This is a genomic window from Flavobacterium sp. A45, from assembly GCF_002001005.1.
In the GTDB taxonomy this organism is placed as follows: Bacteria; Bacteroidota; Bacteroidia; order Flavobacteriales; family Flavobacteriaceae; genus Flavobacterium.
Window position 1 is genome coordinate 1 of sequence record NZ_MUNX01000078.1, and the last position, 15476, is coordinate 15476.

Annotated in this window: 12 protein-coding genes; 6 read left to right on the forward strand and 6 right to left on the reverse strand. The window is 34.0% G+C overall.

Annotated features, from left to right (window positions below):
* Positions 1 to 698: 698 nt before the first annotated feature.
* The 3 genes from B0E44_RS09070 to pyrF all read right to left on the reverse strand — a co-directional run bounded on the left by B0E44_RS09070 (position 699) and on the right by pyrF (position 3242).
* On the reverse strand, positions 699 to 1484 hold the full coding sequence (locus tag B0E44_RS09070) for an alpha/beta fold hydrolase (protein WP_077373335.1): 786 nt from the start codon (positions 1482 to 1484) through the stop codon (positions 699 to 701).
* Positions 1485 to 1548: 64 nt separating this feature from the next.
* Entirely contained in the window at positions 1549 to 2343 is a 795-nt protein-coding gene (locus B0E44_RS09075) for an ABC transporter substrate-binding protein (RefSeq protein ID WP_077373340.1), read from the reverse strand.
* Positions 2344 to 2387: 44 nt separating this feature from the next.
* Complete coding sequence (gene pyrF, locus B0E44_RS09080) at positions 2388 to 3242, reverse strand: orotidine-5'-phosphate decarboxylase (RefSeq protein ID WP_077373343.1); 855 nt, start codon at positions 3240 to 3242, stop codon at positions 2388 to 2390.
* Between the two features lie 178 nt (positions 3243 to 3420).
* Here pyrF and B0E44_RS09085 point away from each other — a divergent pair, with 178 nt between their 5' ends.
* Both B0E44_RS09085 and B0E44_RS09090 read left to right on the forward strand, forming a co-directional pair.
* On the forward strand, positions 3421 to 3606 hold the full coding sequence (locus B0E44_RS09085) for a CsbD family protein (protein ID WP_077373346.1): 186 nt from the start codon (positions 3421 to 3423) through the stop codon (positions 3604 to 3606).
* A 110-nt stretch (positions 3607 to 3716) separates the two neighbouring features.
* Entirely contained in the window at positions 3717 to 4829 is a 1113-nt protein-coding gene (locus B0E44_RS09090; RefSeq protein WP_077373349.1) for an AI-2E family transporter, read from the forward strand.
* Between the two features lie 144 nt (positions 4830 to 4973).
* Here the strand turns inward: B0E44_RS09090 and B0E44_RS09095 are convergent, their stop codons facing one another.
* The 3 genes from B0E44_RS09095 to B0E44_RS19085 all read right to left on the reverse strand — a co-directional run bounded on the left by B0E44_RS09095 (position 4974) and on the right by B0E44_RS19085 (position 8576).
* Positions 4974 to 7175, reverse strand: coding sequence for a DUF5723 family protein (locus B0E44_RS09095; RefSeq protein WP_077373352.1), 2202 nt, complete (start codon positions 7173 to 7175; stop codon positions 4974 to 4976).
* Between the two features lie 135 nt (positions 7176 to 7310).
* Positions 7311 to 8387 carry a peptide chain release factor 1 gene (gene prfA / locus B0E44_RS09100; RefSeq protein ID WP_077373355.1) on the reverse strand — a complete coding sequence of 359 codons (1077 nt, stop codon included), beginning with the start codon at positions 8385 to 8387 and terminating at the stop codon, positions 7311 to 7313.
* 60 nt (positions 8388 to 8447) lie between these two features.
* Positions 8448 to 8576: a hypothetical protein gene (locus B0E44_RS19085; RefSeq protein WP_256382262.1), complete on the reverse strand. Its 129-nt coding sequence runs from the start codon at positions 8574 to 8576 to the stop codon at positions 8448 to 8450.
* Positions 8577 to 8800: 224 nt separating this feature from the next.
* Between B0E44_RS19085 and B0E44_RS09105 the strand changes: the two genes are divergently transcribed.
* The 4 genes from B0E44_RS09105 to B0E44_RS09120 all read left to right on the forward strand — a co-directional run bounded on the left by B0E44_RS09105 (position 8801) and on the right by B0E44_RS09120 (position 15334).
* Complete coding sequence (locus tag B0E44_RS09105; RefSeq protein ID WP_077373359.1) at positions 8801 to 11092, forward strand: DNA topoisomerase 3; 2292 nt, start codon at positions 8801 to 8803, stop codon at positions 11090 to 11092.
* 252 nt (positions 11093 to 11344) lie between these two features.
* Positions 11345 to 11833: a DUF6265 family protein gene (locus tag B0E44_RS09110; protein WP_077373368.1), complete on the forward strand. Its 489-nt coding sequence runs from the start codon at positions 11345 to 11347 to the stop codon at positions 11831 to 11833.
* Positions 11834 to 12006: 173 nt separating this feature from the next.
* Positions 12007 to 14139, forward strand: a complete 2133-nt coding sequence (locus B0E44_RS09115) for a TonB-dependent siderophore receptor (protein WP_077373362.1) — start codon at positions 12007 to 12009, stop codon at positions 14137 to 14139.
* A 61-nt stretch (positions 14140 to 14200) separates the two neighbouring features.
* Positions 14201 to 15334 carry a PepSY domain-containing protein gene (locus tag B0E44_RS09120; protein WP_077373365.1) on the forward strand — a complete coding sequence of 378 codons (1134 nt, stop codon included), beginning with the start codon at positions 14201 to 14203 and terminating at the stop codon, positions 15332 to 15334.
* Positions 15335 to 15476: the final 142 nt, after the last annotated feature.

Genomic DNA, 15476 nt, shown 5'->3' on the forward strand with positions numbered 1-15476 from the left:
CTATATATCAACTAAACTCAAGAAGAGTTTTTTGAAGCCATAAATCAACAATTAAAGATAGGTTGAAGGCCTCTTAAAGTAAGAGATTTGGTTTTTATCATGGTATTTGTTTTTATTAAAATCAAAATGGAATACTTTAACTTTCAAGATTTAAATTATTATTGAATCGCACTTTTTAAACTTTTAAAATGGAATACAAATAATCATAGTTGCCCAATAGAAAAACATTTAAGCACTACAATCGTTAAATCTGGAAGAGAATTTTTAACAATTAAATATTGGTTGCAATCCTTTTAGAGAAAAAGATTTACAATCAACACATACAAGTATTAATTTAATAAAATTCATGGTGTCTTGGTTAAGAAGAAAAAAAAATAACTAAATAGGAAGTAAAACTCAAGGGATAGAGTTTTTTGAACCAATTTTAAATCAGCAATTAAATACAGGCTGAAGTCCTCTTAAATAAAGAGATTTAGTATTTACAACTATATTTATTTTTCTTAAAATCAAAATAAGGTGTTTTTATTTTTTGATAAAAGTATAAAAAAAAAAGCACCAACAAAATAAATTTAGCCTTTTTATTAGATTTTCTTTATAGGTTTTCTTTTAACACTGCATTTTACGTAGAAAAATAACATTTTTTTTAAACAAATAAAAAAATGTTATTGATTCTTTTTTCGAAAAAAGCTCAATATGATTTAATGTGCAGTATGTATAAAAGACAAAACAGCTGAATTAAAAGCATTAGGCTGTTCTACATTGACCACATGTCCACAATTTTCAATTACGAATAATTGGGACGATTTATAATGGCTTTCCACCACCTTACGCACTGAAGGCAAAAACATATAATCTTCTTCTCCCATAACATAAAGTGTAGGGATATTCAATTCTACCTGACGGAACCATTTCAACACCGGATTTATCTCAGCTGTTAATTTAAACCACTTGATAAATTCCTTTTGATATAATTTCTTGGCTTCATTTATAAAAAGTGATCGAGATTGTTTGTGACTTTTTTTAGGCATGATCACAAAAGCAAAAAACTTATATAAAACCAAATAGGGCAATACATATTTAAAAGTGTTTCCCAAACGCATTAATATCTGAGAACGGAAATTCATTTTTAAAATAGCTCCACCAAGAATCATACTTTGTACTCTATCCGGATACATTTCTGCCAATTGTCGAATGAGTATGGTTCCCAATGAAATTCCAACAAAATGTGATTTTTCGATTTTAAGATGATCCAAAACCTCCAGAATATCGTTGGCTAAAGCCGAAAAAGTATATTTTTGTTTGAAGGCCGTTTTTAAAGTTGTTTTGGATTCTCCATGACCTCTCAAGTCCAACAACAAAATATTGTAGTTTTTTTTGAAATCCCTGATTTGTTTAAACCAAATGGATGAACTTCCCCCAGCGCCGTGCACAAATGTGACCCACTGATCGCTGTTCTCGTTCTTATATACTGTATAGTTAATCACTTAGCTTTTTTTTGTTAGGCAAATATAGTTCTTTTTCGGAATTCTTAATCCTTTTGTAATTTTATCAAATACTGTTATGCAAGTATTTAAAATAATCAAAGGCCTTCAGCAATCTGCTCCCATGCCAAGAAAACATTTCCCCGTCCACCAAAATGGCTTGGGCATTATGAGTCGATTTGGCTATTTCATAACCATCTTCCGCTTTAAACGGAAACGGTTCCGAAGAGAGTAAAATCAAATCCAAATCGCCTTCATCTTCCATTGTATCAAGTTCAATTTCAGGATACCGCTCTTTCGTGGCAAAATGATTCTGAAAATGATTCAGCTTTAATAATTCATCTATAAAGGTCCCCGAACCAGCTACCATGTAAGGATTTTTCCAAATAAAGTAAGCCACTTTCCTAACCGGAATATCATTGATGAAATTTTTAAAATCATTCAAGGCAAAAGCCAATTTATCATTCCATTTTCTGGCTTCTGTTCTCTTATCAAAAAGCTGACCAAAGTCCGTAATCATTTGAAAATTATCCCCCAATGTAGCAATATTAGTTACCCAAACGGTACAAATTTTACGTAACTCCTCTACTATTTCTTGTGTATTCTCCTCTTTATTGCAAATGATAATATCCGGTTCCAATAAACGGATTTTATCATAATGCACTTTTTTGGTTCCACCTACTATTTTTTTGGTTGACTTAAAATGATAAGGATGCACACAAAACTTCGTAATTCCAACTATGCTGTCTTCCAAGCCCAAATCATATAACAATTCGGTTTGAGAAGGCACAAGAGAAACGATTCGCTTGGGAGAAGATTCAAAAGTATGAGAAGTGCCGAATTGATCAGTAAATTGCTTCATTTAAGAATTGTTTAATTTTGTTTAAAGTTTAATACTTTAAACTTTTAAACATTTAAACCCTTTAAAATCTCTTCCATCTCCTGTTGCATTTTCAAAGCTTCAGCTCTTGCTACATCAGCAAAATCGGTTCCATTCGAAGCATAAATAATAGCACGGGAAGAATTGATTAGCAATCCAACATTGTCATTCATTCCATATTTGCAAACTTCCGAAAGACTTCCGCCTTGTGCACCAACACCTGGAACCAACAAGAAACTATCTGGTACAATTTTACGAACTTCGGTAAAATATTCAGCTTTGGTAGCGCCAACCACATACATTAGGTTCTCAGAATTTTTCCATGTTTTGGATGTTTCCAATACCTGCTTATACAATTCTTTAGCTTCGCTCCGTTCGGCTTCGCCTCGGGTTCCATTAACAATTAAGGTTTGAAAATCAAAAGCGCCTTCATTGGATGTCAACGCCAACATAATGGTGTGTTTGTTTTCGAAAGCAAGAAAAGGCTCAACAGAATCTTTTCCCATATAAGGAGCAACGGTTACACTGTCAAATTTTAAATCCTCAAAAAAAGCTTTGGCATACATCGATGAAGTATTCCCGATATCACCTCTTTTGGCATCGGCAATAGTGAAAACCTCTGGATGATTTTCATTGATATAGTTAATGGTCTTTTGCAATGACATCCATCCTTTTATCCCATAGGCTTCAAAGAATGCAATATTTGGTTTATAGGCCACTGCCAAATCATGCGTCGCATCAATAATGGCTTTGTTAAATTCAAAAATAGGATCCTCTAATTCCAATAAATGTTGCGGAATTTTATTCAAATCAACATCTAAGCCTACGCATAGAAATGATTTTTTGATTTTAATTTGGTCGTGAAGTTGTTGTGTAGTCATGTAAATTTAAGTTCTGTGGCAAATTTACAAACTTGAATCCAAAAACCCCTAAATTTTACAACAAACCTAAATAATTCTATAATGGCTTTTTTGGATTGTCAGCATAACTTTGTGAAGTACATTAACTAAGTGTATTAAAACAAACAAAATTATATTATTAATTCAAAGAGAAAGCATTATGAACACTACAGAAATCAAAGGAAACTGGAATGAAATCAAAGGAAAACTGAAACAAGAATATGCAGATTTAACCGATGATGATTTATTGTATGAAGAAGGAAAGGAAGATGAAATGTATGGAAAGATTCAGAAAAGAGTTGGTAAAACAAAAGATGAAATTACAAAATGGATCGCTGATTTGTAACTGATCCTTCTCAACAAAACGGAACTGTCTATATTATTTACTGTCCTCTTAATCTTTAAGAAATCAGTATTCCTATAGACAGTTTTTATTTATTTCAAAAAAAAGAGCTTATGAATACAACATCTATAAAAAATCATCTTGCCTTAGATTTATTGGCTTTCATATCAATTGTATTCATAGCTTATATGTTACAAGATTTTTTTATTCCGTTATTATTCGCAATCATTCTTAGCATACTAATTTACCCAATTGTAAATTATTTTGAAAGCCGATTATGTTTTAATCGAATTGTTTCCATCACATTTGCCATTGTCATTTTTACGAGTCTAGTTTTTGCAGTTTTCGTTTTAATTGGGATTCAATTTAAGGAGATTGCGGACAAAAGCGATAAATATTATGCTCAAATTGAAAAAAAGATCAACCCTTTGGTGACTCAAACTGAAAAATCGACAGGAATTAAAAGTGAGGACCTTGAAATCAAAGAAATAGCAAAACAAAATTCGACCAACATAATGGATTTCATTGCTACATCTGGCAGTATTTTGGGTGATTTTATTTTATCACCATTGTATATGTTTTTGTTTTTGCTATACCGAAATTTTCTAGTCAGTTTTATATACAAAGCATCATCAGGAACTAGTAAATCCAAAGTGAGACACATTCTAAATGATATCTATAAAGTACAACAAAACTATTTATCGGGATTATTAATGGTAATGATTCTTGTGGGTATTCTAAACAGTTTAGGTCTGTTATTACTTGGAATTGAACATGCTTTTTTCTTCGGATTTTTAGCTTCATTATTGTTACTAATACCCTACATAGGCATTATAGTGGGCTCGATTATACCTGCATTAATCGCATTTGCCACAAAAGATTCTTATTGGTATGCTATTGGAGTTATTGCAATTTTCGGCTTCATTCAATTTTTGGAAGGAAACCTCATAACTCCAAAAATCACAGGCTCAAAAATTTCATTAAATGCATTTGTTTCAATTTTGTCCATAATTTTATTTTCGATGTTATGGGGAATTTCTGGAATGATTTTAGCTTTACCCATCACAGCTTCACTAAAAGTTATTTTTGACAATTCGGAAAAAATGAAACCCCTCGGCATTTTATTGGGAGAGGCAAATGAAAAATACTTTAGTAATAAAGCAAAAAACAGATTGAAAATTTGGAAAAAATTAAGGCTTCAAAAACCATTAAAAATAGTAAACTAGCTATGTTTTTCCTTTTAACTTTCATTCGTCTAAATAATACTTGACAACCTTTATTAAACCAGATTGCATACATACAGGACAAATTTATTCCATAAAAAAATGAGGTCTTTGCAGACCTCATTTTTTAGAATATAAAAACAATAATTATAATTTTCCTTCATATATAGTCCCTACGTGTATCACTTCGGTTCTTCTGTTTTCCGCTCTTCCTTTTGCCGTTTTGTTACTTGCAACAGGTTTCGTAGCTCCAAATCCTTTATACGTTAAATTTTCTGGATTAACACCTTTTGCTATTAACGCATCCATAACCACTTTGGCTCTAGCCTCAGAAAGTTTTTGATTCGATTTAGCATTACCTACATTATCTGTATGCCCTTCGATAGAGAATTTGGCATTTGGATAGTTTTTGATAATTTCTTTAATCGCATCCAATCTACCGTCAGTTTGTCCTTTATCTGCTGTTTGTAAAACCGCTTTCCCTGTTACAAAAAACACTGCTCTTGCCTGAACTTTAAGTTCTTTTAGCGCTTCTTTAGTTACTTCAGGACAACCTTTATTACTTGCTGGTCCAGCAACAGTAGGACAAGCATCCTCTTTATCTGTCACACCATCTTTATCAGCATCTAACTCAGGACAACCTGCATTTGCAACCAATCCTTTTTCGTTTGGACATTTATCGTCTTTATCCAACACTGAATCACCATCAGTATCTGGCCAAGGGCATCCTTTGTTTTCAACAGGACCCGCTACAGTTGGACAAGAATCAACATTATCCAAAACCGTATCTTTATCAGCATCACCCCATGGACATCCTTTATTTTCTACCGGTCCTGCAACTGTTGGACATGTATCATCTTTATCAACTACAGTATCTGCATCGCTGTCTGGCCAAGGACAACCTTTGTTTTCAAAAGGTCCCGCAACAGTTGGACAAGAATCCTCTTTGTCTAGAACTCCATCCTCATCAGTATCTTTAAATTTCTTTTGATACACCGGAATTTTAAAACCAAAATAAACATCAGCCGCTTTTGATTCTTTAGAAAGCACATTAGTAATTAATGAACTAGAACCAACAAACAAAGGCCCAAAACGCAATCCTGTACCTACTTGCATTCCGCTATATTCCATATAATTTATAGGTAGAGAGAATGTAAACCATCTTGTTTCGTAACGTGGCGTTAAAATCCAAGTATTTGCAGAACTCGTTTTACCAAGAGCAGATTTATCTACTAAACTAAGATTCCCATTTAAATTCAAATAAAATTTCTTGTACATATTCCAATCCGCATCAACGTGCAATACTGTTGGTAAATTGGCTTTTTTGGAAAAATATCTTGTCGTAGGAGTTCCATAATAAGTCTCAAGAAAATCGCCTAGATCTTCGGCATCGTCAATATCCTGTTGAGAAACCACACCATTAATATTATAGAAATCCTCTCTTAAATTATTGTATTTAATGGACCCAATATCTGTAATCGACAATCCAAAACGCAATTTATATTTATTCAAGTCTTTAAAATTATTGTCAACCGCTTTGGCATTGTTCAAATCATAAGACTCATAATCAGGTCTCCACTCATAAATCAAACCAAAATCAGCACCAAATCCTCTTGAATTAGGGTCAAATTCAAAATCCTCATCACCAGTAATAAAATCCGGATTACTTCCAATTGTTAGTGTACCGGTAGTTACCAAAGTACTTGTCATTGGATCGTTGGTCTGATTAAAAGCTGAAGTTACATTATCGCCTTGCATATAAGAATTTGCTCCTCCAATTAAATATTTGGCAGTAAAACCTCCTTTAAGGAAATGTTGTTTGCTTTGCAATAAAACAGCAGCATAGGACGCTCCTACTTCTCCCCAAGTATGTCCAACTGCATTAGGATTTCCCACAAGAATATTAAAATCAGATGCATCATCAAGACCATCTTTCAATTGATCGTATAATTCTCCATTTATATCATTGGCATTTACTACTGCTCTGGCTCTCGTATAAATAGCAATCGCATGTTTTGGTGCTATATTGAACATAAATGAAGGCCCCATTATATCAGAATATACAATTCCGCCATTGTTTTTAGTTGGTGTTCTTTTGCCTTCTTTATTGGCATCATATGAACTTTTCGATAAATCAAATAAACTTAGACCGTAGTAATCATTATTCAACGAACTACTGGTTGAAAATATATTTATGTCTGTTTTAAAACGAGAATCAACAATAGAGGCTGGATTAAAAAGCACTCCCTGCACTCCTGCATAATTATCAGGCATATACCCCATATAAGACTGGGCATTTCCTTGTGCAATTGAAAATAGAACAATTAAAAATAGTAATGATTTTTTCATCAAATTGATTTAAGGTTAATATAATATTAGGATTGTTTTAATAAGATTTTAATTCATTTAAACTGGGAACAACACAAAAAAAACACTTAATTGGTTCTATCCAATTAAGTGTTTGTAAAACGAACAATGTAAGTTTTAAAAAACTTCGCTAGCTTCTTTTAATTTTTCCATGTTGTTAACTAATGCTAGCTCGTCTACAATTTTCTGGATATCACCATTCATAATGTTACCCAAATCATATAATGTCAATCCAACACGGTGATCAGTCACACGTCCTTGAGCATAATTGTAAGTACGAATCTTAGCCGAACGGTCACCAGAACTCACTTGAGATGTACGTTTTGTAGCATCTTCAGCTTGTTTTTTGGCTAATTCCATTTCGTATAAACGAGAACGCAAAACCGTCAAAGCTTTATCTTTATTCTTGTGCTGTGATTTTTGATCTTGACATTGCGCCACCAATCCAGTTGGAATGTGCGTCAAACGTACAGCCGATTTCGTAGTATTTACCGATTGTCCTCCAGGTCCTGATGAACAGAAGAAATCCACACGAACATCATTCATATCAATTTGTACATCAAATTCCTCTGCTTCCGGAAGTACCATAACCGTTGCTGCTGATGTATGAACACGTCCTTGAGTTTCTGTTTGCGGAACACGTTGCACACGGTGAACTCCAGCTTCAAACTTCAAAGTTCCGTAAACATCCTCTCCAGTAACTTCAAAAATAACCTCTTTGAAACCACCCGAAGTACCCTCATTCATATCCACAACCGAAGTTCTCCATCCTTGTCCTTCACAGTATTTAGTGTACATACGGAACAAATCACCTGCAAAAATACTGGCCTCGTCCCCACCTGTACCGGCACGAATCTCCACCATTACGTTTTTCGCATCTTCTGGATCTTTCGGAATCAACATAAATTTGATTTCATCCTCCAGTTGTGGCAAACGGTCTTTGGCTTCATCAAGCTGCATTTTGGCCATTTCTACCATATCGGCATCACTACCGTCGGCAATAATTTCATTAGCTTCTTCTATGTTGGCCAATACCAAAATATATTCTTCACGCTTTTCAACCAAGTTTTTAATGCTTTTGTATTCTTGGTTAAGCAGCACATACCGTTTTTGATCAGCGATAACATCCGGTTGAATAATCAAATCCGAAATCTCGTCAAATCGCTGTTTTACATATTGAAGTCTATCTAACATCTGTATATTTCTTTATTTCTTGTCTATTTATTTTTTGCCAAAAGGCTAAATGAATTGTTGTTATTTATATTTATTATCTTCTAAAAAACATTCATTCATTTCGGTTTGCAAAAGTACAAAAAAAGTATTCAGTTTACAATTTACTGTAATCAGAATATCATCAAGATTATTTAGGAGGTTTTTTCTCATTTTTAGAAGCTATTTCCTGCTATCCGTTGCAATCTTTTGTGCCGAACACCAGCTCCGTAAATCAGCAAAGTTTTTAGAGATTTTTTGCACCTTTGCGTCTTTGCGAGAACAAACTAGTCATTTAAAAAACTTAGTTGCTTAACAGCTAAACCCACAATCTTTAGATTTCATTTCAATACCAATTTCTAAATTCCTAATTTGCGCCTTCAAATCAGTAGGAGAAAATGAAGGTCTGTATAGCCGAGAAACCAAGTGTAGCACGCGAAATCGCATCCGTTTTGGGAGCCAATACCAAACACGATGGGTATTTTGAAGGCAATGGCTATCAGGTCACTTACACCTTTGGACATTTATGCACCTTAAAAGAACCCAACGATTACAAACCCAATTGGAAAAGTTGGGACTTGAACAACCTGCCCATGCTTCCCGAAAAATTTGAGACCAAAGTGGTTCAGAATTCAGGGATTCAAAAGCAATTCAGAATCGTAAAAGGTTTATTCGACAAAGCAGAATTGGTCATCAACTGCGGGGATGCTGGACAAGAAGGAGAACTGATTCAGCGTTGGGTAATGAACGAAGCCAATTATAAAGGAGAGGTACAGCGCTTATGGATTTCGTCCCTAACCACCGAAGCCATCAAAGAGGGTTTTGAAAACCTAAAACCATCAGCCAACTACGATAATTTATATTACGCAGGATTTTCCAGAGCCATCGGCGACTGGTTACTTGGCATGAACGCCACCCGTTTGTACACCGTAAAACATGGTGGATACAAACAAGTATTGTCAATTGGACGAGTGCAAACCCCAACTCTGGCAATGGTCGTTGACCGATTCAAGGAAATTGAAAATTTCAAACCTCAACCCTATTGGGAACTGCAAACTTTATATAGAGAAACGCTTTTCAGTTATGAAGAAGGACGTTTTTTGAAAAAGGAAGACGGTGAAATTCTAGCCAATAAAGTCAAAGAAAGTGAGTTCGAAATTGTTTCTGTCGAAAAAAAGAACGGTAACGAGTTTGCTCCAAAACTGTTTGACTTAACAGGCTTACAGGTATATTGCAATCAAAAATTTGGTTTTTCGGCAGATGAAACGCTTAAAATTGTACAAACCCTGTATGAGCAAAAAGTAGTTACCTATCCGAGAGTCGATACCACGTTTTTACCAAATGATATTTATCCAAAAGTACCCGGAATTCTTGGAAAACTTACCAATTATTCTGAACTGACACAACCTCTTTTAGAAAAAAAAATTAAAAAATCGCCCAAAGTTTTCAACGATAAAAAAGTAACCGATCACCACGCAATTATTCCGACAGGAGTGCAAAACAATTTGCAGTACAATCAGCAACAGGTTTATGACATTATTGTGAAAAGATTCATTGCCGTGTTTTATGACGATTGTTTGGTAGCCAATACCACCGTGATTGGTAAAGCTGCCGATGTGATGTTCAAAACCACCGGAAAAGAAATCTTGAAAAAAGGATTTCGCGTAGTTTTTGAAGATCCAAATGCAAAAGAAAAAGAAGCCGATATATTGCCGAGTTTTGTCGTAGGCGAAAAAGGACCGCACGTACCTTCGTTTTTAGAAAAAGAAACCAAACCGCCCAATCAGTTTACGGAAGCAACCTTATTACGTGCTATGGAAACCGCGGGTAAGCAAGTCGATGATGAAGATTTACGCGAATTGATGAAAGAAAATGGTATTGGTCGTCCGTCAACGCGAGCCAATATTATTGAAACGCTTTTCAAACGCCAATACATCGTTCGAAACAAAAAACAGGTTTTGCCAACACCAACTGGAATTCAACTGATTGACACCATTCAGAATGAATTAATAAAGTCGGCTGAACTCACGGGTTCTTGGGAAAAGCAATTGAAAGATATTGAAAAAGGAGAATTTACCGCTGGCGCGTTTATCAAAAACATGAAACAGATGGTAGAAGCTTTGGTATATGAAGTCCGAAGCGAATCCAGACGAGCCAATATTTCGCATGCAGGAAGTGTTCAAAAGCAAGAAGTTGCGGTTGAGAAAAAGAAAGCCGCAGGAATTTTGGCAGAAGTCTGTCCAAAATGCAAAAAAGGAAATTTGATAAAAGGAAAATCAGCTTACGGATGCAGTGAATATAAATCGGGCTGTGATTTTCTACTACCAAATGTTTTTGAAGGGAAAAAGATTTCTGAAAGCCAATATTTGCGTTTAGTTCAAAAAGGATCGACCGTAAATTTGAAAGACTTCAAAACCGATTCTGGAACAGTTGAAGGCTTAATCCGTTTTGAAGAAAATTTCAAACTCAAATTAGAACCGAAGAAAATTGTCACCAAAACAACACCGGATGAATTAACGTGTCCCAAATGCAAAAAAGGAACGGTGTTAAAAGGAAAAACTGCTTACGGTTGTGGCGACTATAAACTGGGCTGTGATTTTAAAGTAACTTTTGATATGGTTCGAGAAAAACTGAAAGATCAAAAACCTACCAAAGAACTGGTTTATTCTATTTTGAATGAAAGTGTTTAAGAACATTAATCATTATTCTTGAAAGCTTCAAAATAAAATAAGTTTTTTTACCGCAGATTCACAGATTTTTTTTTCAAATATCTATCTTTAAGTTAATTGCTTTCAGCAGAATTTGCGCTAATTTGATTTTCTAAAATTACAAAACACACATCTTTTAAAAATATTAAATCTGCGAATCTGCGGTTACTTTTAAAACACTATTCTATTTTTTCATAATTTAGCTTTTCAAAATAACACCAAATATTCATGCCAATGTTTCAAAAAACAACTCTTTTATTGCTTTTGTTAGCTATTGTTTCCTGTAAAAACTCTGAAGCAACCGAGAAAGACAAAATAAAATCAGCCAACTGGTTATTGGGAAAATGGAGTACCAAAACTGCTGACGGAAATCTTTCTGAGAGTTGGAAACAAATCAACGACAGCACCTTTCAAGGGGAATCTTTTTTTATCAAAGGCAAAGACACCCTGCATTTTGAATCCATACTATTACAGCAAAATGGAGAAGACTTATACTATAATGCCACTGTAAAAGGACAAAACGAGAACAAAGCGGTTTCTTTTAAAATGACTACCGGAACAGAAAAACAGTTGGTTTTTGAAAACCCAAAACACGATTATCCACAAAAAATCACTTATACACTAATTAACAAAGACAGCCTTGTCGCATCCATTTCTGGTGTTCAACTTGGGAAACCAAGCTCCGAAAAATTCGGAATGAAAAAAGATTCGATAGTAAAATAATAACTTTTATCTTACTAAAAATTAACCTTGCTACAAAATAGCAAGGTTTTTTTATGCTCTAAAAACCCATAAATCATTAACTTAAATATTTTATTTATATTTAATCTAAATAAAAATTGTTAAATTAAGTATAATTTTTACATTTGCACTATTCTTAATTAATCTAAATAAAAATGAAAAACACAATTTTATTTTCTACTATTATATTATTTTCAGTAGCTAGTTTCGCACAAGAGATAGGAAAAGATACTGTCAGTAATTTAAAAGAAGTGCAAGTTTCTAACAAGTACAAATACAAAAGAGAAAAAAGTACTACCGTCTCAAAAATGACGCTAAAAGATATTGAAAACCCACAAGTTTACAATACAGTTACAAGTGAATTATTAAAAGAGCAAGTAGTAACAAATCTAAACGATGCCCTCAAAAATGCTACCGGAATTACTCGCCTTTGGGAATCAACAGGTCGTGGAACTGATGGAGCAGAATATTTTAGCATGAGAGGTTTTGCGGTACAACCTACAATGACAAATGGATTGCCAGCAGTAACAAATACTACTGTAGATCCTATTAATGTTGATAATATTGAAGTTATTAAAGGACCATCTGGAACTTTATTTGGAAGCAGCTTAATTTCCTATGGAGGTTTGATTAACATTGTTACTAAAAAACCATACGATTTTTTTGGAGGTGAAATAAATTACACTTCTGGAACTTATGGACTAGATAGAGTTACTGCTGATGTAAACGTTCCAATAAACAAAGAAATTTCTGTACGATTTAATACGGCATATCAAAATGAAAATTCATTCCAAGATTCAGGATTTAGCAAATCATTTTTCTTTGCTCCATCGTTGAGTTATAAAGTAAATGATAAATTATCGTTTTTAGTGAATACTGAATTTTCAAGTAGAAATTCAGCAATTGCTCCGATGATTTTCTTGAACAGATATGTTCCTTTATCTTTCACTTCTATGGATTTGTTCGAAGAAAATTACAAGAAATCATATAATTCAAATGATTTGGTAATGAGTAATCCTTCATTTAATATGCAAACTCAGATGTTCTATAAAATATCTGACAAATGGACATCACAAACTGTTCTATCTAGAAACAGCACAAAAACTTATGGCTACTACTCTTACCTTTGGGATGCTGGAGATGGCGATCAGTTTGGCAGATTTATTTCTAAAGGAAACGGCCAAACTAATACTACTGACATCCAACAAAACTTTATCGGTGATTTCAAAATTGCTGGTTTAAGAAACCGATTAATAGTTGGTGTAGATTATTTCAATTCAAACATCCAAAGCGGAAGTTCAGGGTGGGTAGCCAATGGAGTTGTATCTCTTAAAAATCAAACTGACACTGGAGACCTAACAGAAGCAGGAGTTGATGATTTGTTAAAAGGAACTTTTACTGGAAATTCATTAGGTGAAACACAAGTTATAAGTGCATACGCATCGGATGTTCTTAATATTACAGATCGTTTATCTGCAATGGCAAGTTTAAGAGTAGATAATTTCAAATCTACTGCTGGTGATGAATCAAATGACCAAACTGCAGTTTCTCCAAAATTTGGTTTAGTATATCAAGTAATCGAAGATAAAGTTTCTTTATTTGGTAACTACATGAATGGATTTACCAACATAATGCCTCAGCAAGTTGCTAATGCTGATGGAAGTAATCCTCGTTTACAATCTTTTGATCCAGAACATGCCAATCAATATGAATTTGGATTAAAAACCAATCTATATAAAGATATAGTTTCTGCAACAATAAGTTATTATGATATTGACGTTAAGGATAAATTAATGACAGACCCTAACAATATCAATGGTTCTATACAAGGTGGAGCTGTATTCAGCAGAGGTGTTGAACTTAGTTTTACTGCTAATCCGACTAAAGGCTTAAACTTAATTGCAGGTTTTAGCAACAATAAAAGTGAGGTTACCAAAGAAACTCCTGGGGCAGGATACTTAGGATTAAGACCTGAAGAAGCTGGTCCTGAAACATTAATAAATTTCTGGGCAAGCTATAATTTCCAAGAAGGTACATTAAAAGGATTTGGTGTAGGATTTGGAGGGAATTATGCAAGTGATTACAAAGTGTTAAACAGATCTAACATTGGAACATTTGAATTACCAAGCTATACTGTATTAAATTCAGTGCTTTCATACAATAGCAATAAATTTAATTTTTCATTAAAAGTAAATAATCTTCTAAATGAAAAATACTATTCAGGTTGGTCTACTGTAACACCACAAAAATTGAGAAACTTAATGGCTGGTGTAACTTATAAATTCTAAGCTTTTTATACATATGTTTAACTAAACTCCTCATTAACGTGGGGAGTTTTATCCTTTTTTAATGAAAAATAATAGCTTTAAAAAACTGATTGGGCAACTACATTTATGGCTCGGATTGTCTTCGGGGATTATTGTATTTATAATTGCCATTACGGGCTGTTTGTATGCTTTTCAGGAAGAAATACAAAACATCACCGAGGAATACCGTTTTGTCGAAAAAGAGAACAAACCTTTCCTACCACCGTCGCAACTGGAACAGATTGCAAGAAAAGAACTTCCAGGAAAGGCCCTACACGCCGTTAAGTACAATGGTGGAGAAAAATCTGCGGAAGCGATATTCTTCCATTATGAGCCTACCTATTATCATATCGTTTACATCAACCCATATACAGGCAAAGTGTTAGAAACGGCTAATATGGAGGAGGGATTTTTCAGATTCATTCTCGACGGACATTTCTATCTTTGGTTGCCACCTGAAATTGGTCAGCCAGTTGTTGCCTCGTTTACATTAATATTCCTCACACTCCTACTTTCAGGGTTGTATCTTTGGTATCCAAGAAATAAAAATGCGACCAAACAACGTTTTAGATTTAAATGGAAAAAAGACACAAAGTGGAAACGCAAGAACTATGATTTACATAATATCACTGGGTTTTACGTCCTTCTGATTGCGCTTATTTTTGCCATTACAGGTTTGGTTTGGGGTTTCCAATGGTTTGCTTACTCCTATTATACTACACTTGGAGGAGAAAAATCATTGATTTATGAAGATCCAATTTCGACTAAGAAGGCAGTCCAACCCTATAAACCTTTGGATAAAATTTGGGCATTAATGCAAAAAGAATATCCAACAGCAAAATCCATAGAAGTGCATCCGCCAGAAAATGACAGCACTTCTATTGCCGCCAATGCCAATTCGGAAGAAGGAACCTTTTGGAAAACAGATTATCGTTATTTTGACCAATACACTTTGGAAGAAAAAGAGGTAACACACATTTATGGAAAATATGGAAATGCCGGCGTTGCCGATAAATTAATGCGTATGAACTATGACCTGCACACTGGGGCAGTATTCGGACTTGCCGGAAAAATCTTTGCTTTTTTAATCAGTCTGCTTATAGCTACCCTTCCCATATCAGGATTTTATATTTGGTGGGGACGAAATAAAAAAAAGAAAAACGAAGTAGAGATATAAAAGATACAAAGGTTTAAAGTGACTCGCTTTAAACCATTTCCTTTTTTAATGTTCTAATCAAAAACTGTATAAAATTTCTAATTAAAATTTAAATAATAATTGGTATTGTATTATTTATTTTTACATTTGCACTATTTTTATT